Source organism: Qipengyuania sp. SS22 (genome assembly GCF_025736935.1).
GTDB lineage: Bacteria > Pseudomonadota > Alphaproteobacteria > Sphingomonadales > Sphingomonadaceae > Qipengyuania.
Genome location: NZ_CP107048.1, coordinates 2028725 through 2050933 on the forward strand (window position 1 = coordinate 2028725; position 22209 = coordinate 2050933).

Genomic DNA, 22209 nt, shown 5'->3' on the forward strand with positions numbered 1-22209 from the left:
ACCAGTTAAGAAATCGAATGCCCCATTAACCGTTTATTGACCATGATTTGAGCATTTCTTGATTGTCCGGTTCATCAACCGGTCTTTTTTGGGGGAATGACAATGCAACTTACCAGTATCGAAGGAGGCAGCGGGACGATCGTCCAGGGCGAAGAAGCCGCGGCGCTGGTCGCCGATTGCCTCGCACAATTCGCACAGGGCCGCATCGCCGCGCTGTATGATCTGGGTGTCGCCTTTTCGACCGGCAGCCACGGGACGGCCTGCGATCTGATCGAAGCCCACAAATGGTTCAACATCGCTGCTTCGAAAGGGCACGAGGAAGCCAGCTGGTGCCGCGCCGACATTTCGGAGGAAATGACGGCCCGCGAAATCGCCGAAGCCCAGCGCCGCGCCCGCGAATGGCTGGCAGAAGACCGCCGCCGCGCCGCCTAGGTTTTCCGGAACGGCGTCCGCGTCGCCAGATAATTGCGATCGGCCGCCACGCCCGCACGCTCGCGTTCGAGGAAGTCCGCAATCGCGGCGCGAAACCCCGGGTCGGCGATCCAGTGCGCCGAGACCGTTTCGACCGGTTGATACCCGCGGGCCAGCTTGTGCCCGCCCTGCGCCCCGGCCTCGACCCGCGCCAGGCCCAGTTCGATCGCCGCATCGATCGCCTGATAATAGCACAGTTCGAAATGCAGGAAGCGCACCTCGCGCGTACAGCCCCAATAGCGGCCATAAAGCGCCTCGCCGCCGATAAAATTGAGCGCGCCGGCGATCGGCTCGCCATCCTGTAGCGCCAGCACGAGCAGTATTTGCTCGCCCATCCGCTCGCTCAGCAGGTCGAAAGCCGCGCGGGTCAGATAGGGTGTCCCCCATTTGCGCGCGCCGGTATCCTGGTAGAATTCCCAAAAAGCATCCCAGTGTTCGGCGCGAATGTCCGCGCCGCGCAAGCGCTGAATCTCGACCTCCGCCTGCGCCGCCGCGCGTTCCTTGCGCAGATCCTTGCGCTTGCGCGAAGCAAGCGTCGCGAGGAAATCCTCGAAGCTGGCGAAATTGTGATTGTGCCAATGGAACTGGAGGTCGGCGCGCAGCATCCATCCAGCCTCATCGAACAGCGCCTGCTGGCCAGGCTCGATAAAGGTCGCATGCGCCGAGGAGAAACCGTTCTGCAGGCACAATTGCTCGGCCGCCGCCAGGAGCGGTGCGGCATAGGCGGGATCCGACAGCAGCAGGCGTGGCCCCGTCGCAGGAGTGAATGGCGCGGCGATCTGGAGCTTGGGGTAATAGCTGCCCCCTGCCCGCTCGAACGCATCCGCCCAATGATGGTCGAAGACATATTCGCCCTGGCTGTGGCCCTTGAGATAGGCGGGCATGGCGGCCACCAGCGGTCCACCCTCTTCGCTGATCACCAGCGGGGTCGGCTGCCAGCCGGTGCCCGGCCCGACGCTGCCCGAATCTTCCAGCGCAGTAAGGAATTCGTGGCTGACAAAGGGATTGTCCGCGCCCGCGAGCGCGTTCCATTGGTCGCGGTCGAAGGCGCCGACCGACCCGCCGACCCGCGCGGCGAGACCGCCATCGCTCATGCGACACCGGCCCCTTCGGCAATCGGGGCATCGGCATGGTGGCGGGCATGCGCGAGCAGTTCGGGCGTGTTCACCGTCCAGGTGAGCACCGGCATGCCGCCCGCGCGCAAAGAGGAAACCATCGGACTGGGCAAAGCCGCGACATGATAGGCGATGAATTCGGGCCGCGCGACCCACAGCGCCAGATGCCGCTGCCACGCCTGCTGGGTCATGCCGTGCGCATCCTCGCGCATGACCAACCCGCGCACGATGGACGGCGCATGGTGGCGGAACCAGCGCGCCACCCGCGGATCGAAGCTCATCACGGCATGGCGGCCCGTATAGCCGGCCAGCGCATCGCGCACCGCGATGCAGCTTTGCTCGACATCGTAGTGGCGGCGCGACTTGATCTCGATCAGCAGCGGGACCTCGCCGTCGACCAGCGCCAGCAAATCGTCCAGCCGCGCAAGCCGGTGTTCGCTGTCGAGAAACGCGATCTGCGCCAGTTCTTCGGCGGTATAGCTAGCGGTCGGTCCGGTCACACCAGTCAGCCGCTCGAGCTCCCAATCGTGCACCAGCATCGCGGCGTGATCACGGCTGCGCTGGATATCGCATTCGATCCCCATGCCCCGGTCGATCGCCCCGGCAAAGGCCGCGAGCGAGTTTTCCGGGACTCCCTCCCCATGCAATCCGCGATGGGCATAGGTCCAGTCGCGCAACCAGCCGACCCGCGCAGGATCGGGAGCAGCTACGAAGAAACGATCAAGCCTTGAGAGCAACGATCGCATCGACCTCGACCGCGGCGTTGAGCGGCAGGACCGGGACACCCACCGCGCTGCGCGCATGCTTGCCGGCATCGCCGAACACTTCGGCCATCAGGTCCGAGGCGCCATTGGCGATCTTGGGCTGGTCGGTGAAATCGGGGGTCGAGGCGACGAAACCGCCGAGCTTGACCATATGCGCCACGCGCTCGATCAACCCCGCCGCTTCGAGCTGCGCCAGGATCATCAACCCGCAGGCGCGGGCCGCTTCCTGCCCCTGTTCAAGCGTGACGGTATCGCCGAGTTTGCCGGTGACCAGCTTGCCGTCGATGAAAGGCAATTGTCCCGAGACATAGGCGGTGTGGCCGTCGACCACGACCGGCTGGTAACTGGCGACGGGCGCAGCGGCATGCGGGAGCTCAAGCCCGAGTTCGCGGAGGCGTGTGTGAATGCTCATGCGGTTTCCTTCTCGATTTCGTCCAGCAGCCACGGCAGCGCGGCATCCCAGCTGTCGATCCGCGCATCGGCGTGGCCCGACGTATGCGCGCAGTCTATATGCGGGGCGAGCAGCGGTTCGCCGCACAGATGCAGCGTGGTGATGTTCCCCACCGTCTCTCGCGCAGAGCGGTGGTGCTGCGCAAGGTCGTCGATGAAGATCGCCTTTGAGGGATTGTATTCGTCGACGATCGCCTGCAGCGCCGGACCCTTGGGGCCCTGATTGGTGAAGACGCGCGCCTCCAGCCCGTGATCGAGCAATTGCGCTCGGCGCATTTCCTGCCGCTTGTCGACGAGATTGGTGAGGATCACTACATCCGCGTTCTCGCGCAGCGCGCCCAACCCCTCGATCGCGCCGGGAATCGGCGTCTGGCGGTACATTTCGGTGTCGAAGAACCCGCCCAGCTTCTGCCAGATTTCTTCCGGAGCGAGGAACTCCCCGCTCTCCTGCCAGCGCAGCGCCTTGGCAAAATCATTGCCTTCCATGCGGAATTCGACGCCCTGCGTTTCGGCCAGCCAGTCGCGGAAGGGCGAGACCATATAGAGCAGCACTTCGTCGCAATCGGAAATGATCAGCGGGCGGCTCATGCGTTCAACTCCCGTGCAGCGGCGACCAGCGTTTCGGGTGCGGTCCCCAGCGCATCCGCGGCGAGGACCAGGTCGGGTTCGTGATTGGCGAGAAAATCGAGCACTGCTGCCTGAACGCCGCGGTCGCTCAACCCGTTCCGCAGATGGTCTGGGGTGAGACCGGTCAACGACAGCAGCCGCTCCGCGCGCTTATCGTCGGCCAGCGCCCAGCCAAGCGCTTCGAGGGCCAGCACTTCGGGTGCCCGCGTATCACTGCCTTTTGGTTCGCGAATAATTGTCAGCGCTCCCGCTTTTGCATAAGGCCACGCGCATTGCATGGAAGGTCTGGCCAAGTGGCAAAGAGAATCCTCGTTGTCGAGGACAACGATCTCAATCGTAAACTGTTCTGTGACGTGTTGAAGGCCAACGGCTACGAGGTGGTGCCCGTGTCCGATGGACAAAACGTGCTTGCCACTGCCAAGCGCTTCGGGCCTGATCTGGTGATCATGGACATCCAGCTGCCCAACATCAGCGGGATTGACCTGATCGCGCAGCTCAAGCGGGAAAGCACGCTCGCCGAAGTGCCGGTGCTCGCGGTGACGGCCTATGCCGGCAAGGGCGACGAGGAACGGATCCGCGATGCGGGCGCGGCGGACTATCTGGCCAAGCCGGTGTCGATCGGCCCCTTTATGGCTACGGTCCGCGCGCTGCTGCCCGACTAGCTGATCGCCATTTCGATACCGAACACCGCCAGCGTCACGAACAGTCCGGTCATGAACACCTTGTAGGCCAGCGCGAGGAAGCGGTACTTCTTCCCCGCCAGCACTTGGCCGTTCTGGTACATGTCATGCGCCATCGTCTCGAACACGGTGCGGTCGGTTTCGAGCCGGGCGAGCAGTTCCTTGGTCCATTCGTCCTCGTCCATCCACGTGTAATGGCCGAAGAAAATCAGGTTGCGGTTCTTCACCGGGCCATCCGGCCGCCCGACCTTGGGCAGCACCGCCATCACCGCGCAGAGCGAGCTGGCGAAGCTGAAGCTGGCAAGGATCATCAGCGAGACCGGCATCTCTCCGGTCAGCGCGCGGCTGACCGAGAGCGAGAAGACGAGGAAGGTCGCACCAAGCAGGATCGAGGCCTTCTGGTCGGCCATTTGCGACAGCTTGAGCGTGCTCATCTGCGCGGTGCGCATCAGGTGGATCGCGTGGTTGGAATAGGTCGCCTCGCGCTTCGCCCGGACCGAATCCGCTGGACGTCCGTCGTTCGCGGCGGGACCTTCCGTCGGTGCCGGTTTTGCGCTTGCTGTATCGCTCATCCGTTTTCCCCTGTTCGAACAGACGATTGCGACTTTTTCCCAAGCTTGCCATTGCGGCCTGCGCTTGACAAGGACCGCCACAAGCCGCTTTGCCGCGGCAATCATACGCACGCTGCCCTGGTAGCGGGTGCGCGCACCACAAGGATTGGAAACCCCCGCCATGGACCGAGCCACAGTCGACGCCAAGATCCGCGAACTGGCCGAACCCTTCAACAAGAAGGGTGTGGAGATCACCGAAGCCACCACTTTCGCCACCGATCTGGAATTCGACAGCCTGACCGTGATGGATTTCGTCGCCGCCATCGAGGACGAGTTCGACATCATCATTTCGATGAACCAGCAGGCCGAGATCGAAACCTACGGCCAGCTGGTTGATACCGTCACCCGGTTGCAGGCCAACTGATGAGCGAGGGCATTTCGCAACCCGACAAGCCGCGGGCGCTCGAGGGAGAGGGCAGGGACCTCTTCTCCAAGTTCGACGACATTATCGCGCTGCGCGAGGGACTGCTGTCGGCCGGACAGGAGGATCCCTTCAACCTGGTGATGGAGAAGGTGCTCTCGCCGACCCGTGCGATCTGCAACGGGCGCGAGACCATCCTGCTCGGCACCTATAACTACATGGGCATGACCTTCGACCCCGACGTGGTCGAGGCGGGCAAGCAGGCACTCGCCGATTTCGGCAGCGGGACCACGGGCAGCCGCGTTCTAAACGGGACGTACCAAGGTCATAAGGAAGTCGAGCAAGCGCTCATGGACTTCTATGCCATGGACCACGCGATGGTCTTCTCGACTGGCTACCAGGCCAATCTCGGGATCATCTCGACCATCGCCGGCAAGGGCGATTACATCATCCTCGACATCGACAGCCACGCCAGCATCTGGGACGGCTGCGCGATGGGCAATGCCGAAGTCGTGCCGTTCAAGCACAACGACATCGAGGCGATGGAAAAGCGCCTCCGCCGCGTTCCCGAAGGTGCCGGCAAGCTAGTGGTGCTCGAAGGCGTCTATTCGATGCTGGGCGATATCGCCCCGCTCAAGGAAATGGTCGCGGTCGCCAAGAAGTACGGGGCCATGGTGCTGGTCGACGAAGCGCATTCGATGGGCTTCATCGGCGAGAACGGGCGCGGCGTGGTCGAACAGGCCGGCGTGCTCGACGATGTCGATTTCGTCATCGGCACGTTTTCCAAGAGCGTGGGCACGGTGGGCGGCTTTTGCGTTTCCAACCATCCCAAGTTCGAGATCATGCGGCTGGTTTGCCGGCCCTATGTCTTCACCGCTTCGCTCCCGCCGAGCGTGGTGGCGACCGCCTGCGTCTCGATCCGCAAGCTGATGCACGGATCGAACAAGCGCGCGCATCTGTGGGAAAACTCCAAGACGCTGCACAAGGGGCTCAAGGATCTCGGCTTCCAGCTCGGCACCGAGGAACCGCAAAGCGCGATCATCGCGGTGATCATGCCCGATCTCGAAAAGGGCGCGGCGATGTGGGAGGCGCTGATCAAGGGCGGACTCTACGTCAATCTCGCCCGTCCCCCCGCGACCCCGGCCAACATGACCCTGCTGCGCTGCTCGCTCTGTGCCGAGCATAGCGAAAGCGAAGTCAGCGAAATCCTCTCGATCTTCGAAGAAGCCGGCAAGGCGGTCGGGATCATCTGATCCGGAACGAACCGACCCGATGAGGCGTCCCATGGTGGAAAGGAGATTCCACCATGAAGACGACCAATTCAGGCAGCGCGCGCTACGAGGGGCTGGGCAAGGACGGCAAGGGGCATGTCAGCACGCAATCGGGCGCGCTCGACGACCAGCCCTATGGCTTCCAGACCCGGTTCGAGGATGCGGCGGGCACCAACCCCGAAGAGCTGATCGCGGCGGCGCATGCCAGCTGCTTCACCATGGCGCTGTCGTTCAAGCTGGCCGAGGCGGGCCATGCTGACGGATCGGTCGAGACCGAGGCCAAGGTGACGCTGGAAAAGGGCGATGACGGGTTCGTGGTCACCCGCTCTGCCCTGTCGACCAGGGCCAAGGTGCCCGGGCTCGACCCATCGAAATTCGAGGAACTGGCGGCCGATGCCAAGGCGACCTGTCCGATCTCGAAACTGCTCAATGCCGAAATTACGCTGGAAATCGCCTTCGAAGGCTGACCGCCGCAGTGCTCAAGCGGCCGAGACGATCTCGGTCGCCTGCGCGCACGGGCCGCCGTCTTCGCCTTCGCTGCCGCCAATCTGCGTCAGCGCGATCACCCCGCCGACCACCAGCAGCACGAAGATCGTGGTCACCGTGCCGAGATATTCGTCGATCACGCGCTTGATCGGCGCGCCGAAGACGCGGAACAGGATGCCCACGGTCATGAAGATCAGCGCGCGGGCGAACAGGCTGGCGAGCACGAAGGTGACGAGGTTCATGCCGATGAAACCGGCGGTGATCGTCAGCAGCTTGAACGGTACGGGCGTGGCACCCGCAATCAGGATCGCTTCAAAATCATATTCGCGCAGGTGGCAGGCGGCGATGGGGAAGGCCTCGGTCAGGCCCAGCGCGCCGATCAGCCACACACCTACAGTATCATAGAGCCCCCAGCCGATCGCATAGCCCAGCAACGCGCCCGCCACCGATGCCAGCGTGCAAACCACCGCGAATTTGACCGCCTTTTTGGGTTCGGCGAGACACATCAACCCGAGCAGCGGGTGCGGCGGGATCGGGAAGAAGCTCGACTCGACAAAGCTGAACAGCGCCAGCCACCCCACCGCATGCGGATGCGAGGCCTTGGCCATGGTCCAGTCGTACAGCCCGCGCAGCGGTTTCATGATCATGGTATTGGGGAAATCCCTGGGATCGCGTGATGCGACGGGATTAGGCGAGGCCCGCAGCGTAGGCAAGCGCGACCGAATAACCTATTTGGTTCTTTTCTATTGACATCGTCACGCTGTTTGGGTACATAAAAGGAACATCGCGATAGTGTGATTCACCGGCCAGCGGGTCGGAACGGGGCGGCCTTCTACGGGCCGCCCTTCGTCGTTTTGCGCTACGCACACAATCGGAGAACCATCATGCCGAAGGCGGCCAAGGCCCGCACGAAGCGGACCAAGATCGCCGACGTCTACCGGCGCGGCGAAAAGGACAATCTCGACCGCCACTGGCGCGGCTTCTTTCTCGACCATCTGGCCGAGACGTCCAACGTGACCGCCGCTGCGCATTTTGCCGGGGTGAATCCCGGCCGGGCCTATAAGGTGCGCCGCGAGGATGCTGCATTCGCGCGCAAATGGTATGCCGCGCTGCTCGAAGGATATGAGCATCTCGAACTCGAAACGCTGCGCCGCCTGCGCGAAGGCGTGCCCGCCGACGGACCCAAGTTCGACATCGCCAATGCGCTGCGGCTGCTGACGCTGCATCGCGAGACGGTGGCGCGCGAACGGACGCAGCTCGAAAATTCGGACGAGGCCAGCGTGCTTGCCTCGCTCAACGCCAAACTCGAAGCCATGCGCCAGAACGAAATGGCGCTGCAGGCGGCGCTGGCCGAGGACGAGACCGATCCGGTCGATCCCGCCGATGCTGGGTGACGGCTTCCTCGACTGGCTGCGCAAACAGAACGACTGCACCAAGACGGGGCTGATCGCGCAGCTGGAAGAGCGCGAACGCGCGCTGATCCGGCATGACTGGCCGCTCTGGCGGCGCGAGGCACAGTCCCCGCCGCGCGGCGCCTGGAATTGCTGGGTGATCTGCGCGGGGCGCGGCTTCGGCAAGACCCGCACCGGAGCCGAATGGGTGCGCGAATCCGCCATCCTCGACCCCGATGCGCGGATCGCGCTGGTTGCCGCGTCGCTTGGTGAAGCGCGCAGCGTGATGGTCGAAGGTGAAAGCGGGGTGCTGGCGATCTGCCCGCCGAACTACCGGCCGTTCTACGAACCCTCGCTCAAGCGGCTGACCTGGCCCAATGGGGCAATGGCCTTTCTCTACTCGGCCGCCGAGCCCGAAAGCTTGCGCGGCCCGCAGCACAGCCACGCCTGCGGGCCAGGCGCAGAAAGAACTTTTCGTCAACGAGGCGTTTTCGCGGATCGATGCGCTGCTCCATCCGGTCGTCGAGGGTGCGGCCAGCGCGCCACCAGCCTCCCCCGCCGCAGGCGAGAGCTGGGTAGTCGCCGATCCGGCCAGTGGCGAATGGGCGGGCCATGCGCATGAGCTGGCCAACTGGGACGGCGCACAATGGACCTTTTGCGCCCCTGCCGACGGCACGCAAGTCTTCGACCGCACGCTCGGTGCACGCCGGGTCTTTTTTGGATCATGGCAGTGTCCGACGCGGCCCACCCAGCCCATGGGCGGGACCGTTATAGACAACGAGGCACGCGCAGCGGTCACCGCGATCATCGACATGCTTGCAACACTCGGGATTATTCCGCCAGAATGACGGGAACCGCCGGGCCTCACTGTCGTTCGGCTGTCACGGAAGGGGTCCACTCGACGGAACTCATTCTCATCGTGCGGGAAAAGCGGTATTATTACCACAGTTCCCGGCGATTGTTTGCTTGCCACCTTTGGGGTAGAAAGTTAGATATGTTCCACTCGGTGGCTCCAATTCGCAAAAAGGGGAAACTATAATGCGGAAATTCGTCATAGGAATGGCGATGGCCTCTACGGCCCTTGCATCGCCTGCCCTGGCAAAAGACGACAGCTGGTATATCGGTGCCGAATTCGGCTCGATGCTTGTCGAAGATGCCGATTTCGACATCAATGATACGGCCGAAGCGCACGAAGTCAGCCATGACTTCGGCTTCGACGGCGGTGGCTACGTTGGCTACGACTTCGGCGGTTTCCGTCTGGAAGCCGAAGTCAGCTATCGCCAAGCCGACATCGATGGTATCACGGTCGGTGCGCCTGGCCTGACCTACGGTCCCGGCTCGGTTGCTCCAGCAGGCTTTTACGATGTTGGCGGTGACGTCAACGCGCTTTCGTTCATGCTCAATGGCTTGCTGGACTTCGGTCCGGAGGACAGCCTGCAGGGCTATGTCGGTGGCGGTGTTGGTGTTGCTCGTACCAGCTACGAAGTGACCCCCTACTCAAACTTCACATCGTCGATCGATGATTCGGACAGTGGTCTTGCTTGGCAGGTTCTGGCTGGCGTGCGCGCTCCGCTGACCGACAATGTCGATGTCGGCCTGCGCTATCGTTACTTCAACGCGGAAAGCGTGGAACTGGTCGATCTGGGCGGCAACTCGCTGGAAGATACCTTCACCAGCCACTCGCTGATGGGTACGCTCGAATTCAACTTCGGTGAACCGGCTGCTCCGCCGCCGCCGCCGCCGCCGCCCCCGCCGCCGCCTCCCCCGCCGCCTCCGCCCCCGCCGCCGCCGGCGCCGGTCTGCGAGACGGGTCCGTACATTGTCTTCTTCAACTGGGACAAATCGGACATTACTCCGGAAGCAGCGACGATCCTCGACAACGCGGTTTCGGCCTACGCCAACTGCGGCACCGCCGCAGTCATGCTGGCCGGTCACACCGACCGTTCGGGTTCGACGACCTACAATATGGGTCTCGCCGAGCGTCGTAACGCCTCGGTCCGTGGTTACCTGAGCTCGCGCGGTATTCCGGATACCCGGATTACCAGCGAAGCCTTCGGTGAATCGCAGCCGCGCGTTCCGACTGCAGACGGTGTTCGCGAACTGCAGAACCGTCGCGTCGAAATCACTTACGGTCCGGGTTCGGGCATGTAAGCGAGGCGACACGCCAAAAAACATGAAAGGGGCCGGAGCGATCCGGCCCCTTTTTCGTTGGCTAGAGAAGATCGCTGTTCAATTCGAAAGGATCGTCATGTCATCCCGTCTTCTGTTGCCCTCGCTCGCCGCCCTGCTCATTGCAGGTTGCACTACGGTCGACGACCTGCCGAGCAACCGCGTTGGCGAAACAACACTGTATTTTGCCAACGGGCTGCCCGCGGGCACCGTCCAATTGTTGAGCAACGGCCAGACCGTTTCAGTTGCGATCGCCGCAGTCGGTATGTCGCAGGGCGAGCATGGGTTCCACCTGCATACCACAGGTGCGTGTACCGCCCCCGACTTTACCAGCGCCGGCGGTCACCTCAACCCGGGCATGGCCACGCATGGCGCGATGTCGCCCGGCGGGAAGCATCTGGGCGACATGCCAAACCTGACCATTGGCGCCAACCGCACCGGCACGGCCGAGGTCGCCCTGGACGGCGATGCCCGCGATGTGATCGATGATATCTTCGACGCCGATGGTACGGCCGTCGTCGTTCACGCAGGCGCCGACGATTACCGCACCGATCCCGCCGGCGACGCCGGCGCCCGGATTGCCTGCGGAGTGTTGAAGCCGGTCTAGATCGGCTCGCCAGCCGCGCGGGCGCGTTCGACCACGCTTGCCGCTGCCTGCGGCACCAGTTTCAGCGCAGCGATCAGCAGGACCAGCCCGAACGGGGCGGCGACCAGCGTCGACAGCACGCCAAGCGACAGATCATCGCCATTGGTGGCCGAGACATAGCCCGCCATGAACGGACCAAGGCCCAGCCCGATGAGGGTTGTCGCAAGGAAGAAGGTGGCGGTTGCCAGCCCGCGCATACGCGGCAGCACCAGAGCCTGGCTCGATGCGGCAGCGGCCCCCAGCGCCGCAGCGCTGAGCATTTGCGCCAGGAATGCCCCGATATAGAACAGCACGACATCGTCGGTCGTATAGGCCATCCACATGGCGGGTAGCGGCGTTACCAGCCCGAACAGGATGACCCACACGCGCCCTGCGGGACGACGTTCGAGCAGGTGGTCGGCCATACGCCCCCCGAGGATTACGCCAAGGAAACCCGCGACTGCCGCGGGCGCGCCGAGGAACCAGCCAAGATCGGTCTTGTTTACGCCCAGCGCGCGCTCGGCATAGGGCGCGCCCCAATAGGAGGCGGCATAGGCGGTGAAGGCGACCGTCCCGTAGCCGAGGACAATACACAGGAATGCAGGCGAGCCCCAGGTCAGCTTGAAGGTCGGCAGGTCGCGCGCGCGCAACCCCATCGCCCAGCTGAAAACAGCGTAATAGCCGACGCCCAGAAACAGCCATTGTTCGAACACGCCCGTGAGGCGCCACAGCGTCCAGGCGAGCGCCGCAAAGAAGGCCGCCCCCAGCAGGTTCAGCATCAGTGCCCCGGTCCCGCGCGCAGCGGCTCCGAAGATCGTGAAGGGCGGAATGACCTGGAAAAGCTCGCGGAAGAAGCCGCGGAAGGGTTCCGGGTCCTCTGGCGTGATCAGACCGTCGATCGCGCCGCGCACCGGTTCGCGCAGCGTCAGCACCCAGAGTGCCAGCGCAAGCCCCGGAAGCCCAACCGAAAGGAAGGCCGCCTGCCAACCGACCAGCCCCAGCGGACCGCCATCGGGATAGGCCGCGTTCCAGTTCTCGACCACCAGACCGCCGATCAGCAGCGAGATGCCGCCACCGATATAAAGGCCCGACGAATAGATCGCGAGGGCAGTGGCGCGCAGGCGTGCCGGAAACCAGTCGGAGATGAGCGAATACGCCGAAGGGCTGGCGGTTGCCTCGCCCACGCCCACGCCGATCCGCGCCACGGTCAGCGTCGTCCCGTTTTTCGCGAAGCCGGACAGCGCGGTCATGGTCGACCACAGCGCCAGGCCGATGCTCATCAGGCGGATGCGTTTCCAGCTGTCCGCGAGCCTGCCGAGCGGAATTCCGAAGAGCGCGTAGAAGACGGCAAAGGCAGTGCCGTAGAGAAACCCGAGATAGTCATCCTCGACACCGAGGTCGGCCTTGATATCATTGGCCAGGATCGAGAGGATCTGGCGGTCGATGAAGTTCAGGACATAGATCAGGACCAGAACGCTGAGGGCATACCAACTGTATGCCGGGACCTTGTCCGCCCCGACGCCGGTTTCTGCTTCGGTCGGCGCGGCGGCATCGGTGGCTTCGCTCAAATCCCTACTCCGTCAGTTCAGGGGCATCCGTGGAATAGGGGGTGGTATCGACAAGGCCCGCCTCGGCAAAGCCTTTTCGCCGCAAGCGACAGGAATCGCAGGCACCGCAGGCAAGTCCCTCTGCGGTCGGGTCGTAGCAGGACCAGCTCCAGGCCGGATCGAGACCCAACCGATGGCATTCGCGCGCGATGTCCGCCTTGGCCATATGCTGGAGCGGCGCATGGATTGCGAAGGGTGCTCCCTCGACCCCCTGCTTGGTCCCCAGCCGCGCGGTCTCTGAAAAGCTGGCGATGAATTCGGGGCGGCAATCGGGGTAGCCGGAATAGTCGAGCGCGTTCACGCCGATGAAAATGTCGCGCGAGGCCGCGGTTTCGGCAAAGGCCGTGGTCAGCGCGAGGAACACGAGATTGCGCGCAGGCACATAGGTCACCGGGATATCGCCGCCGTCAACGCCGGTCTTGGGCACATCGATATCGTCGGTCAGCGCCGATCCGCCGAACCGGCGCAGGTCGAGGGGCAGTTCGACATGGCGGGCTACCCCGAGCCTGGCTGCGATGGCGCGGGCGGATTCCAGTTCACGCACATGACGCTGGCCATAGTCGATCGTCAGTACGTGCAGGGCATGGCCGCGTTCGCGCGCGATGGCGGCGGTGACCATGGAATCGAGCCCGCCCGAAAGCAGGATAACGGCGGGTCCGGAAGGATCGGCTTTACTCATGGCTGTCCGCTATGCGCGAACGCAGTGGCCTGCAAGTCGAGCGATTAATCGCAGCTGCCCGTCCGGCGCGCTTCGGCGGTAAACTGGAAGGGCTTGCCGCCGGCGATCCCCTGGCTGTCGATCTGGACCAGCGTGTCGGATTCCTTGCGAATATGCGTGCGGCCATAGCCATTGCCGCGGCAGGTATATTGAACCGTCGTCTCATCCGCCGAGTTCTCGACTACGAACCGGTTGCAGGTGCTGTCGGGGTGGCGCAACTGGATCAGTTCACGCCCGGTGCGCACGCATATCTTGCGCACCGACCCGCCATCGCGCGAGCGGACTTCCCACCCGCCATGCGTGAGCGTGTCGAGCATCGCCAACGATGCCTGCGCGACGACCGGCGCGGCCAGAAGTGCAACCGGCGTGGCCAGCGCTGTAAACAGGAAAGCTCGTGTGCGAGCCATAGGAGAGGTGACCTTTCGTCGGCGAAACCAGTCGCGTTCGTGATTCGGTATCGATACGCCAGATGTAATACAGGAAATTGTCAGCGCAGCGTTGTACGGCAACGACACGCCGGTCAGACGTCGATGGCGAACTGCCTGGAACAGAATGCGCAATCGACCAGGACGATCCCGTTTTCGTCGCGCATGTCGACGCGCTGATCTTCGGGAAACCGCTCAAGAACGTCGCGATAATGCTCGACCGAGCAGCGGCATCCGCGCTCGATCGCCGCACCACGCTGGATGCGGACCTCGTCCTCCTCGTGGAACAGACGCCAGGCAATCGCCTCGAGCGACAGTCCGTCATCGAGCAATTCGTCATGGCGCAGCGATCCGGAAAGGATGGCGACATGCTCCCACTCAGGATGGTCGAGCTGGCTGTGCAGGCGTTCGCGCCCCTCTTCGCCCGAGGGCAGATGCTGCACCAGCATCCCTGCCGCACGCACGCCCGCTTCGTCCGAGCGCACCGCGCAGCGGATCAGCGTGGGCACCTGTTCGGACTGGTGGAAATAGCGCTCGCAGGCTTCGGCGAGGCTGTCGCCTTCGAGCGGCACGATACCCTGATACCGCCCCTTGTCGCCGGCAAGGTCGAAGGTGATCGCGAGATACCCCTTGCCGAACAGCGCAAAAAGCGAGGGGTTCGCGCCCAGCTCGGCAAGCTTGGCCGGGTCGAAATCGACATAACCGCGCAATTCGCCGCCCTTGTAGTCGCAGACCAGCAGGCTGACCGCCCCGGCCTCGGTCTGCGCCTGCATCGTGACCTGCGAGCCATCCTCCTTGACCAACCCGCCCATCAGCACCGCAAGCACCAGTGCTTCGGCAAGCAGATGGGTGATCGGGGGCGGATAGTCATGCGCGGCGAGGATCTGGTCCAGCGTGTGGTCGAGCCGCACCAACCGGCCGCGGGCATTGCGGGTGGGAATGGCGAAGGCCAGCAGGCGGCCCGCGTGGGTCTCTTCGGTCATGTCGGGAGTAGCGTTCATCGCCGCCATATGGGGCGCGTTCGCCAAAATGGTAGAGTGCGGCCAACGCGGTCAGATTTTGTCGAAACACCACAACAGGACCGACTTCTGCGCGTGGATCCGGTTCTCGGCCTCATCGAATACGACCGAGCTATCGCCTTCGAAGACCTCTTCGGTCACTTCGTCGCCGACATGCGCTGGAAGGCAGTGCAGGAACTTCGCTTCCGGCTTGGCCGAAGCCATCAATCCGCTCGAGACCTGAAACGGCGCCATGGCGGCGAGCTTGTTGTGGACATGCTCCTGCCCCATCGAGACCCAGGTATCGGTGACGATGATGTCGGCCCCCGTGGCCGCCTCCTGCGCATCCTGCGTCAGCGTAACGGTGGACCCCGCCGCGCGTGCCAATTCGACGAATTCCGCTTCGGGCTCGTAGCCTTGCGGCGTGCCGATGCGAACGTTGAACTTCATCAACGCAGCGGCTTCGAGGATCGAATGCAGGACATTGTTGCCATCGCCCAGCCAGGCGAGTTCAAGCCCGGGCAACGCCTTGCCTTGTTCGATCATGGTCAAAAGGTCGGCGACGATCTGGCACGGATGCGAGCGATCGGTCAGCCCGTTGATCACCGGCACGCTGGCATGGCGCGCCATTTCCAGCGCCTTTTCGTGGTCGTCGGTGCGCAGCATGATCGCATCGACCATGCGGCTGAGCACACGCGCAGTATCGGCAATGCTTTCACCGCGGCCCAGCTGGGTGGTACCCGAATCGAGGATAAGCGCCGAACCGCCAAGCTGACGCATGGCGATGTCGAAGCTGACCCGCGTCCGGGTCGAGCTTTTCTCGAAGATCATGCCGAGCACGTGGCCCGCCAGCGGCGCATCCGCATCTGCCCGGCCCTTCGGCCAGACGGCGCGCGCCGCCTTGCGGTCCTGCGCGTCGTTGATCATGGCGGCGATCGCATCCCCGCCAGCGTCCGAGAGGTCGAGGAAATGCCGCATCGTCGCGCTCCTGATCAGTTAGCCGGATCGTAGCTCGCGGCACCCGCCGAAAGCTTGTCGAAGAACTCGTCGAACTCGGCATCGCCGGCGACCAGCGGGGGCAGGACGCGCAGCGTATTGTCGCCTGCAGCCACTGTCAGCAACTGGTGATTGTCGCGCAGGTGGACGAAGAAGGGCCGGCTTTCGACCTTCATCTTGATGCCCAGCATCAGCCCCTTGCCGCGCACCAGTTCGAACAGTTCGGGATAATTACCGATGAACTGTTCAAGCCGCGTACGCAGCCGCTCGCCCTTCTCGGTAACCTCGGCGAGGAATTCGTCATTGGCGACGGCTTCCATCACCGCCATCCCGGCTGCCATGCCGAGCGGGTTGCCGCCATAGGTCGAGCCGTGCGAGCCGAAGCCCATGCCGCGCGCCGCCTTTTCGGTGGCGAGGCAGGCGCCTAGCGGGAAGCCGCCGCCGATCCCCTTGGCGCTGGCCATGATGTCGGGTTCGATGCCGTAATGTTCATAGGCATAGAGCTTGCCCGTCCGGGCGACGCCGCACTGGACTTCGTCGAACACAAGCATCAGATCGTTCTCGTCGGCGAGTTGGCGCAGGCCGTGAATGAACTCGTCCGAACCGGGGCGGATGCCGCCTTCACCCTGGATCGGTTCGACCAGGAAGCCGGCGGTCTTATCGCTCATCAGCGATTTTGCATGGTCGAGATTGTCGAATTCGGCATATTGGAACCCGGCGAGCAAAGGGCGGAAGCCCTGATGCATCTTCTCCTGATTCGAGGCGCTGATCGTCGCCATCGTGCGTCCATGGAAAGCATTGGTGAAGGTGATCAGCTCGGTCCGGTTGGCATCGCCATCGGCATGCTGGTGATAGGCGCGTGCAGCCTTGATCGCGGTTTCGACCGCCTCGGCGCCCGAATTGGTGAAGAACACCGTATCGGCAAAGGTCTTGTCGACCAGCCGCTGCGCCAGCGCTTCGCCCTGCGGGCTGCCATAGAGGTTGGAGACGTGCATCAGCGTTTCGGCCTGGCGCTGGATCGCGCCGATCAGGCCGGCATGGCTGTGCCCCAGCAGGTTCACCGCGATGCCGCTGGCGAAGTCGAGATAGCGCGTGCCATCTTCGTCGATCAGGTGGCAATGCTCACCCTTGACCGGGCGCACCCCGCAGCGGGGGTAGACGGGCATCAGCGGTGAAATCGACATGGATCCTCCAGCGGCACCACGCGCGGGTGCGTTACTCGGGTGAAAGACAAATGGCGGTCCCTGGGGAACCGCCATCTGCGTGTTTGCCAGCGATCTATTGCGTCTCGCGTCCCGGGTCAAACCGGATCGCGGGGCGCGGCCTCACTCCTGAACGGGAACGAGGTTGACCGCCGAATATTTGCCGCGTCGGTCGACTTCGAGGTCGAATTCGAAGCGTTCACCCTCGTTGATGCCGGCGAGACCGGACCGCTCTACCGCGCTGATGTGCACGAAAGCGTCGGGTTGGCCGTCATCGCGGGTGAGAAAGCCGAAGCCCTTCATCGAGTTGAAGAACTTGACCGTCCCGGTCGCCTTTTCGCCGGTAAGCTCGCGGCGCGGAGCACCGCCCGCATCGCCGCCGGGGGCACCGCCACCCGACTTCACGGGGATCACGTCGCCCACGACCTGGAGGTCCTGAGCCGAAACCTTACCGCCTCGGTCGATAAGATTGAATTCGAGTTCCTGGCCTTCGGCGAGACCTTCGAGACCGGCACGTTCGACCGCGCTGATGTGCACGAACACATCCTCGCCGCCGCCATCCTGCTGGATGAAGCCGAAGCCTTTCTGGCCGTTGAAGAATTTCACGGTACCCTTGCCGGTACCCACGACCTGGGCGGGCATGCGGTTGAAACCGCCGCCACCGCCACCAGCGCCGCCACCGCCGCCGCGCGGGCCGCCGCCGAAGCCGCCTCCACCGCCGCGATTACCGCCGCCAAAGCCGCCACGGTCACCACCGCCGCCGCCGAACCGGTCGCCGCCGCGATCGTTGCGGAACGCATCATGCGGAGCGAAATCCGCCGGAGGGCCACCGCCGAAGCTGTCGAAACCCTCTTCCCCGAAACCGTCGCGCTTGTCCTTCCCGCGGCGGCGCCCTTTGTCGTAACCCATAACTCGAACAATACCTTGTCGTGCAGTCCGCAATCAGAAGTCACCGGGACGGAGAACTGCATCCTGTTCCGGCGCGGACGGGCACAAAACCCACCCTCAGGCCATCATCATAGCGTGAAAGATAGCTACGCGCGAATGATTTAGCCTGAGGGACCAGCAAAGCGCGGAATTGTGACATTTTCGCAAAGCGGATGGGCGTCGATCCTGTCTTGAATGCGTCCGGCTGCTACGGCAGGGAGTTTCCATGGAATTCATCGCCCTGCTCTCGGATCCGGCCGCCTGGCTGGCCCTGCTTACCCTGATCGCGCTCGAAGTCGTGCTCGGCGTCGACAACCTCATTTTCATCGCGATCCTGTCGAACAAGCTACCCGAACACCAGCAGCAACGGGCCCGCCGAATCGGCCTTGCGCTGGCGCTGATCATGCGAATCGGACTGTTGATGCTGATCGGCTGGCTGGTCACCCTGCAGACGCCGATCTTCGACCTGGGGCTGGTCGGCACGCCCAATGCCTATGGCGAGCCGAGCTTCGAAACCGCCTTCTCGGGCCGCGACATCATCCTGCTCATCGGCGGGCTGTTCCTCCTGTGGAAGGCGACCAAGGAAATCCATCACCTGATGGAGCCCGAAGACGATTCGGGCGATTTGCTCGACAAGACCCCCGGCACCGCCGATGCGGTCAAGGCAACCTTTAGTGCAGTGATCGCCCAGATCGTCGCCATCGATATCGTCTTCTCGGTCGATTCGATCCTCACCGCGGTCGGCATGACCGACCAGATCCCGATCATGGTCACTGCCGTGGTGATCACCGTGGGCATTATGATGGTCGCCGCCGATCCGCTGGCCCGGTTCATCGAGAAGAACCCGACACTGGTGATGCTGGCACTCGCCTTCCTCGTGATGATCGGTCTGGTGCTGATCGCCGATGGCTTCGGCTTCCACGTACCCAAGGGTTACATCTACGCCGCGATGGGCTTCTCGATCGGGGTCGAACTGCTCAACATGACCCAGCGCAAGCGCCGTGTGACCGAACCTGCCGGCACCAAGGAGAACGGATAATGAGCGAGTTTCGCAAGCTGTCCGCCAGCTTTTACGCCAGCCCTCAGGTCACGCCTCAGGAAATCTCCGAAGCGGCGGCGATGGGCATCGCGCTGGTGGTCAACAACCGCCCCGATGGCGAAGCACCCGGCCAGCCGGCGAGCGCGGACATCGAAGCAGCGACGCGCGCGGCGGGTATGGATTACCTGGCCATCCCCGTGGGGAGCTCGGGCTTCAGCGAACCGCAGGTCGAGAAACTGCAAGACGCGCTCGCCGCGGCGCAGGGCCCGGTGCTCGGCTTCTGCCGCTCGGGTACGCGCTCGACCCTGCTATGGGCACTGGCGCAAGCCCGCACCGGCGAAGATCCTGCGACCATCGGCGAGGCGGCGGCGGACGCCGGCTACGATGTCGGCCCGGTGCGCCCGGCGATGGATATGTTCGCCGCCCGCGCGCGGGGCTGATCAGCGGCGATAGTCGAGCGGCGGAGCGCGATCGCCGAGCAGCGATTCGTAGACATAGTCCTCGCCTCGCGCCGCGATGAATTCGGCTTTCGCCTCCTTGCGCAACTGCGGATTGGTATAGAGTTCCACGGCCGCCAGCATCATCGCCTTGGCGGCATGCTGCGTGCCCTTGGTGCCGTAGCTGTGCCCGCTCGCGGCGACCGCCTGCCAGCTGTGCGCGGCAGTCCCGGGCACCCAGGTGGCGGCGCGCACGCTGACCGTCGGGACGGCGCGGCTGACATCGCCGACATCGGTCGAGCCATAGCCGGTCAGGACGGCGTATTCCTGCACCTCGCGTGATTGCGCCTGGTCGGGTGCATCGTCGTCAAAGCTTTCGCGGATCGTCTCGGCCCAGGCCAGTTCTTCCGCAGTGTATTCGATCGGCTCAAGCTGTCGCAGCTTGGCATCCATCATTGTCTGCAACGATTCGAGCGGCAGCGTGGGATTGTTGCCGTGGATGATCTCCCAGTCGACATCGGTCCCCGTTCCCATTGCCGCACCTTTGGCCGCAGCTTCAAGACGCGGCCACAGCGCGCGGACCTCGTCGGCCTGCGAATGGCGGACGTAATAGAAGACCTCGGCGAAGTCGGGGACGACATTGGGCGCTGAGCCGCCGCTGGTGATGACGTAATGGATGCGCGTATCCATCGTGGTGTGTTCGCGCATCATATTGACCATCATATTCATCGCTTCGACCCCGTCGAGCGCGCTGCGCCCGCGTTCGGGCGCCCCCGCCGCATGCGCCGACACTCCGCGGAACCGGAACTTGCCCGAGCGATTGGCGAGACTCATCCGAGAGGCGGCGGAATTGCGATCCGCCGGGTGCCAGTCGATGACGAAATCGGCATCGTCGAACAGGCCCGCGCGCGCCATATAGACTTTCCCCGAGCCGCCTTCTTCGGCTGGCGTGCCATAGAGCCGCACCCTACCGGGTGTTCCGGTCGCTTCGAGCCAGTTGCGGATCGCGATCGCCGCGCTGAGCGAGCCCGCACCGAAGAGATTATGCCCGCATGCATGGCCCGCATGCTTGTCTTCGACCGGCTCGCGCGTCGGTGCGGCCGACTGGGTGATGCCCGGAAGAGCATCGAATTCGGCGAGCAGACCGATTACCGGCCCGCTTGTCCCCCATTCGGCGACAAAGGCGGTCGGGATATCGGCGACACCCGAACGGATGGCAAAGCCCTCGCGCTGCAATTCATCCATCAGCAGACCGCTCGATCGAGTCTCGAGATAGCCGAGCTCGGCGAACTGCCAGATCTGCTGCGCGACCCGCTGGGTGCGGTCTTCCTGCGCTTCGACCTGCGCGATCGGATTGGCGTCCTGCGCGGCGGCGGGCGCGGAGAGCAGCGCGGCTCCGGCTGCAAGAATGGCTAGCGATTTCATATGCGTCTCCCTGTTACAGCCAGCTTGCCGCAAAGCGGCTCCCGTGCCAATCACCTTGCGCATGGATGTTCCGCCCGCCCTGCTCCAGTTTCTCGGCTCGCTCGTCGCCATCCTTGCGCTGGCCGGACTGGCCTATTGGCTCAAGCTTGGTCCCGCGCCGCGGCTGGCCGATGAAGACGCCGCGCGTCGCGCAGCCGACGATGCGGTTAGCGGATACGAGCCGGTCGCGATCGGGCTCGACCGTGACGGTCGAGCGGCCGTGATGCGCGATGCCGCCGGCCGTATTCTTCTGGTACGCCCGCATGGAGTGCATTTCGCCGGACGCATCCTCACGGCCGCAGCGCGGGTACATCGCAGCGACAGGGAACTGGTGATCGACACGGCCGAGAAGCGCTATGGGTCGGCGCGGCTCGTGCTCGACGATCCGGCGGCTTGGGTTCGCGCGATAGAGGCGATACAAAGGTAATTGCCATGCCCGATTTCTCGCCCACCGAATATGCCGTACCCGGCTTCATCGCACTGGTCCTGATCGAGATGGTCTGGGCCTGGCGCAAGCGCCCCGATGCCTATGAGTCCAAGGACACGTTCACCAGCCTCGCCTTCGGCCTGGGCTCCACTGTTTCGGGGTTGCTGTTCGGCGGGCTCTTCTTTGCGCTGTTCCTGTGGCTATGGGAATTCCGCCTGTTCGATGTACCCTGGACATGGTGGGCCTTCACGCTGTGCTTCGTCCTCGACGACCTCAAATATTACTGGGTTCACCGGTTCGGTCACCGGATCCGCTGGTTCTGGGCGAGCCATGTGAACCACCATTCGAGCCAGCACTACAACCTGTCCACCGCGCTGCGGCAGACCTGGACCGGCTTTCTCACGCTGGGGTTCGTCTTCGCGTTCCCGCTGGTCCTGCTCGGCTTTCATCCGATGATGATAGCGATCTGCGGCGGGTTCAACCTGATCTACCAGTTCTGGATCCATACCGAAGCGATCGACCGGATGCCGCGCTGGTTCGAAGCGGTGATGAACACCCCTAGTCACCACCGCGTCCACCATGCCACCAACCCGCGCTATCTCGACCGCAATTACGCCGGTGTGTTTATCGTGTGGGACAAGATGTTCGGCACTTTCGAACCCGAAGTCGAAGGCGAGAAAATCCGCTATGGCATCGTCAAGCAGCTCGGCAGCTTCAACCTGCTGTGGTCGGTATTCCATGAGTGGGTCGGCATCGCGCAGGACATGTGGCGCGCACCGTGGAAGCACAAGCTGTCCTATCTCCTGCGCGAACCAGGCTGGACGCATGACGGGAGCCGCGAGACTTCCGACCAGATCCGCAGCCGCTGGATCGAGAGGACCGGCGGGAAAGAAAAATCGGTTTCATCTGAAAACCCGATTGCGGGCGAGGCCGAGGCTGCCTAACCTC

29 protein-coding genes are annotated in these 22209 nt (G+C 63.7%); 14 read left to right on the top strand and 15 right to left on the bottom strand.

The annotated features are described in order from the left end of the window. Nucleotides 1-102: 102 nt before the first annotated feature. Nucleotides 103-432: an SEL1-like repeat protein gene (locus N6L26_RS10080; protein WP_263605450.1), complete on the top strand. Its 330-nt coding sequence runs from the start codon at nt 103-105 to the stop codon at nt 430-432. Here the strand turns inward: N6L26_RS10080 and N6L26_RS10085 are convergent. From N6L26_RS10085 to N6L26_RS10105, 5 genes are read right to left on the bottom strand one after another with little or no spacing between them, the layout of a single operon-like run. After that, the gene (locus N6L26_RS10085; RefSeq protein ID WP_263605451.1) at nt 429-1565 is read right to left on the bottom strand and encodes a GNAT family N-acetyltransferase; all 1137 of its coding nucleotides are present in this window, start codon (nt 1563-1565) and stop codon (nt 429-431) included. The genes N6L26_RS10080 and N6L26_RS10085 overlap by 4 nt on opposite strands. Next, complete coding sequence (locus tag N6L26_RS10090; RefSeq protein WP_263605452.1) at nt 1562-2332, bottom strand: glycerophosphodiester phosphodiesterase family protein; 771 nt, start codon at nt 2330-2332, stop codon at nt 1562-1564. The genes N6L26_RS10085 and N6L26_RS10090 overlap by 4 nt, the downstream gene beginning before the upstream one ends. Continuing rightward, a complete protein-coding gene (locus tag N6L26_RS10095) occupies nt 2307-2762 on the bottom strand; it encodes a RidA family protein (protein ID WP_263605453.1) in 456 nt (151 codons plus the stop codon). Before N6L26_RS10095 ends, N6L26_RS10090 begins: the two co-directional genes overlap by 26 nt. Then, nucleotides 2759-3388, bottom strand: a complete 630-nt coding sequence (locus N6L26_RS10100; protein WP_263605454.1) for an HAD family hydrolase — start codon at nt 3386-3388, stop codon at nt 2759-2761. The genes N6L26_RS10095 and N6L26_RS10100 overlap by 4 nt, the downstream gene beginning before the upstream one ends. Continuing rightward, the gene (locus tag N6L26_RS10105; RefSeq protein ID WP_263605455.1) at nt 3385-3621 is read right to left on the bottom strand and encodes a DUF3572 domain-containing protein; all 237 of its coding nucleotides are present in this window, start codon (nt 3619-3621) and stop codon (nt 3385-3387) included. The genes N6L26_RS10100 and N6L26_RS10105 overlap by 4 nt, the downstream gene beginning before the upstream one ends. Nucleotides 3622-3720: 99 nt before the next feature. On the opposite strand from N6L26_RS10105, the gene N6L26_RS10110 reads away from it, so the two are divergent. Further along, a complete protein-coding gene (locus N6L26_RS10110; RefSeq protein WP_263605456.1) occupies nt 3721-4089 on the top strand; it encodes a response regulator in 369 nt (122 codons plus the stop codon). On the opposite strand, the gene N6L26_RS10115 is transcribed toward N6L26_RS10110, so the two are convergent. Beyond that, the gene (locus tag N6L26_RS10115; RefSeq protein WP_263605457.1) at nt 4086-4679 is read right to left on the bottom strand and encodes a Pycsar system effector family protein; all 594 of its coding nucleotides are present in this window, start codon (nt 4677-4679) and stop codon (nt 4086-4088) included. The genes N6L26_RS10110 and N6L26_RS10115 overlap by 4 nt on opposite strands. A 160-nt stretch (nt 4680-4839) precedes the next feature. Between N6L26_RS10115 and N6L26_RS10120 the strand changes: the two genes are divergently transcribed. The 3 genes from N6L26_RS10120 to N6L26_RS10130 are packed head-to-tail and all read left to right on the top strand — an operon-like array spanning nt 4840 to nt 6817. Further along, the gene (locus tag N6L26_RS10120) at nt 4840-5082 is read left to right on the top strand and encodes an acyl carrier protein (protein ID WP_263605458.1); all 243 of its coding nucleotides are present in this window, start codon (nt 4840-4842) and stop codon (nt 5080-5082) included. Beyond that, on the top strand, nt 5082-6332 hold the full coding sequence (gene spt / locus N6L26_RS10125) for a serine palmitoyltransferase (protein WP_263605459.1): 1251 nt from the start codon (nt 5082-5084) through the stop codon (nt 6330-6332). The genes N6L26_RS10120 and spt overlap by 1 nt, the downstream gene beginning before the upstream one ends. A 53-nt stretch (nt 6333-6385) precedes the next feature. Next, a complete protein-coding gene (locus tag N6L26_RS10130) occupies nt 6386-6817 on the top strand; it encodes an OsmC family protein (protein ID WP_263605460.1) in 432 nt (143 codons plus the stop codon). 12 nt (nt 6818-6829) lie between these two features. Here the strand turns inward: N6L26_RS10130 and N6L26_RS10135 are convergent, their stop codons facing one another. Beyond that, the gene (locus N6L26_RS10135; RefSeq protein WP_263605461.1) at nt 6830-7483 is read right to left on the bottom strand and encodes a YqaA family protein; all 654 of its coding nucleotides are present in this window, start codon (nt 7481-7483) and stop codon (nt 6830-6832) included. Between the two features lie 237 nt (nt 7484-7720). Here N6L26_RS10135 and N6L26_RS10140 point away from each other — a divergent pair, with 237 nt between their 5' ends. The 5 genes from N6L26_RS10140 (at nt 7721) to N6L26_RS10155 (ending at nt 11003) form a co-directional block, all read left to right on the top strand. After that, a complete protein-coding gene (locus N6L26_RS10140) occupies nt 7721-8230 on the top strand; it encodes a hypothetical protein (RefSeq protein WP_263605462.1) in 510 nt (169 codons plus the stop codon). Then, on the top strand, nt 8220-8849 hold the full coding sequence (locus tag N6L26_RS10145) for a terminase large subunit domain-containing protein (protein WP_318173599.1): 630 nt from the start codon (nt 8220-8222) through the stop codon (nt 8847-8849). The genes N6L26_RS10140 and N6L26_RS10145 overlap by 11 nt, the downstream gene beginning before the upstream one ends. After that, complete coding sequence (locus N6L26_RS13295; RefSeq protein WP_412071353.1) at nt 8734-9075, top strand: DUF2793 domain-containing protein; 342 nt, start codon at nt 8734-8736, stop codon at nt 9073-9075. The genes N6L26_RS10145 and N6L26_RS13295 overlap by 116 nt, the downstream gene beginning before the upstream one ends. A 190-nt stretch (nt 9076-9265) precedes the next feature. After that, the gene (locus N6L26_RS10150) at nt 9266-10378 is read left to right on the top strand and encodes an OmpA family protein (protein WP_263605463.1); all 1113 of its coding nucleotides are present in this window, start codon (nt 9266-9268) and stop codon (nt 10376-10378) included. Nucleotides 10379-10400: 22 nt separating this feature from the next. Beyond that, a complete protein-coding gene (locus tag N6L26_RS10155) occupies nt 10401-11003 on the top strand; it encodes a superoxide dismutase family protein (RefSeq protein WP_263605464.1) in 603 nt (200 codons plus the stop codon). Here the strand turns inward: N6L26_RS10155 and N6L26_RS10160 are convergent. The 7 genes from N6L26_RS10160 to N6L26_RS13260 all read right to left on the bottom strand — a co-directional run bounded on the left by N6L26_RS10160 (nt 11000) and on the right by N6L26_RS13260 (nt 17876). Continuing rightward, entirely contained in the window at nt 11000-12589 is a 1590-nt protein-coding gene (locus N6L26_RS10160) for an MFS transporter (protein ID WP_263605465.1), read from the bottom strand. The two genes, N6L26_RS10155 and N6L26_RS10160, sit on opposite strands and share 4 nt — an antisense overlap. Nucleotides 12590-12593: 4 nt before the next feature. Next, entirely contained in the window at nt 12594-13307 is a 714-nt protein-coding gene (gene queC, locus N6L26_RS10165) for a 7-cyano-7-deazaguanine synthase QueC (RefSeq protein WP_263605466.1), read from the bottom strand. A gap of 44 nt (nt 13308-13351) precedes the next feature. Continuing rightward, the gene (locus N6L26_RS10170; RefSeq protein WP_263605467.1) at nt 13352-13753 is read right to left on the bottom strand and encodes a hypothetical protein; all 402 of its coding nucleotides are present in this window, start codon (nt 13751-13753) and stop codon (nt 13352-13354) included. A 113-nt stretch (nt 13754-13866) separates the two neighbouring features. Beyond that, nucleotides 13867-14781 (bottom strand): Hsp33 family molecular chaperone HslO, encoded by a 915-nt coding sequence (locus N6L26_RS10175; protein ID WP_412071325.1) that lies wholly within the window; start codon nt 14779-14781, stop codon nt 13867-13869. Between the two features lie 42 nt (nt 14782-14823). Further along, nucleotides 14824-15747, bottom strand: coding sequence for an ornithine carbamoyltransferase (gene argF / locus N6L26_RS10180; protein WP_263605468.1), 924 nt, complete (start codon nt 15745-15747; stop codon nt 14824-14826). Between the two features lie 14 nt (nt 15748-15761). Continuing rightward, nucleotides 15762-16949, bottom strand: coding sequence for an aspartate aminotransferase family protein (locus N6L26_RS10185; RefSeq protein ID WP_263605469.1), 1188 nt, complete (start codon nt 16947-16949; stop codon nt 15762-15764). A gap of 141 nt (nt 16950-17090) precedes the next feature. Next, nucleotides 17091-17876 (bottom strand): cold-shock protein, encoded by a 786-nt coding sequence (locus N6L26_RS13260; RefSeq protein ID WP_318173600.1) that lies wholly within the window; start codon nt 17874-17876, stop codon nt 17091-17093. A gap of 244 nt (nt 17877-18120) precedes the next feature. Between N6L26_RS13260 and N6L26_RS10200 the strand changes: the two genes are divergently transcribed. Continuing rightward, nucleotides 18121-18933 carry a TerC family protein gene (locus N6L26_RS10200; protein WP_263605470.1) on the top strand — a complete coding sequence of 271 codons (813 nt, stop codon included), beginning with the start codon at nt 18121-18123 and terminating at the stop codon, nt 18931-18933. Beyond that, nucleotides 18933-19373 (top strand): TIGR01244 family sulfur transferase, encoded by a 441-nt coding sequence (locus tag N6L26_RS10205; protein ID WP_263605471.1) that lies wholly within the window; start codon nt 18933-18935, stop codon nt 19371-19373. The genes N6L26_RS10200 and N6L26_RS10205 overlap by 1 nt, the downstream gene beginning before the upstream one ends. On the opposite strand, the gene N6L26_RS10210 is transcribed toward N6L26_RS10205, so the two are convergent. After that, a complete protein-coding gene (locus N6L26_RS10210) occupies nt 19374-20795 on the bottom strand; it encodes an amidohydrolase (protein WP_263605472.1) in 1422 nt (473 codons plus the stop codon). It abuts the gene before it with no gap. 61 nt (nt 20796-20856) lie between these two features. Here N6L26_RS10210 and N6L26_RS10215 point away from each other — a divergent pair, with 61 nt between their 5' ends. Both N6L26_RS10215 and N6L26_RS10220 read left to right on the top strand, forming a co-directional pair. Then, entirely contained in the window at nt 20857-21261 is a 405-nt protein-coding gene (locus N6L26_RS10215; RefSeq protein WP_263605473.1) for a hypothetical protein, read from the top strand. A 5-nt stretch (nt 21262-21266) separates the two neighbouring features. Further along, a complete protein-coding gene (locus N6L26_RS10220; RefSeq protein ID WP_263605474.1) occupies nt 21267-22205 on the top strand; it encodes a sterol desaturase family protein in 939 nt (312 codons plus the stop codon). Nucleotides 22206-22209: the final 4 nt, after the last annotated feature.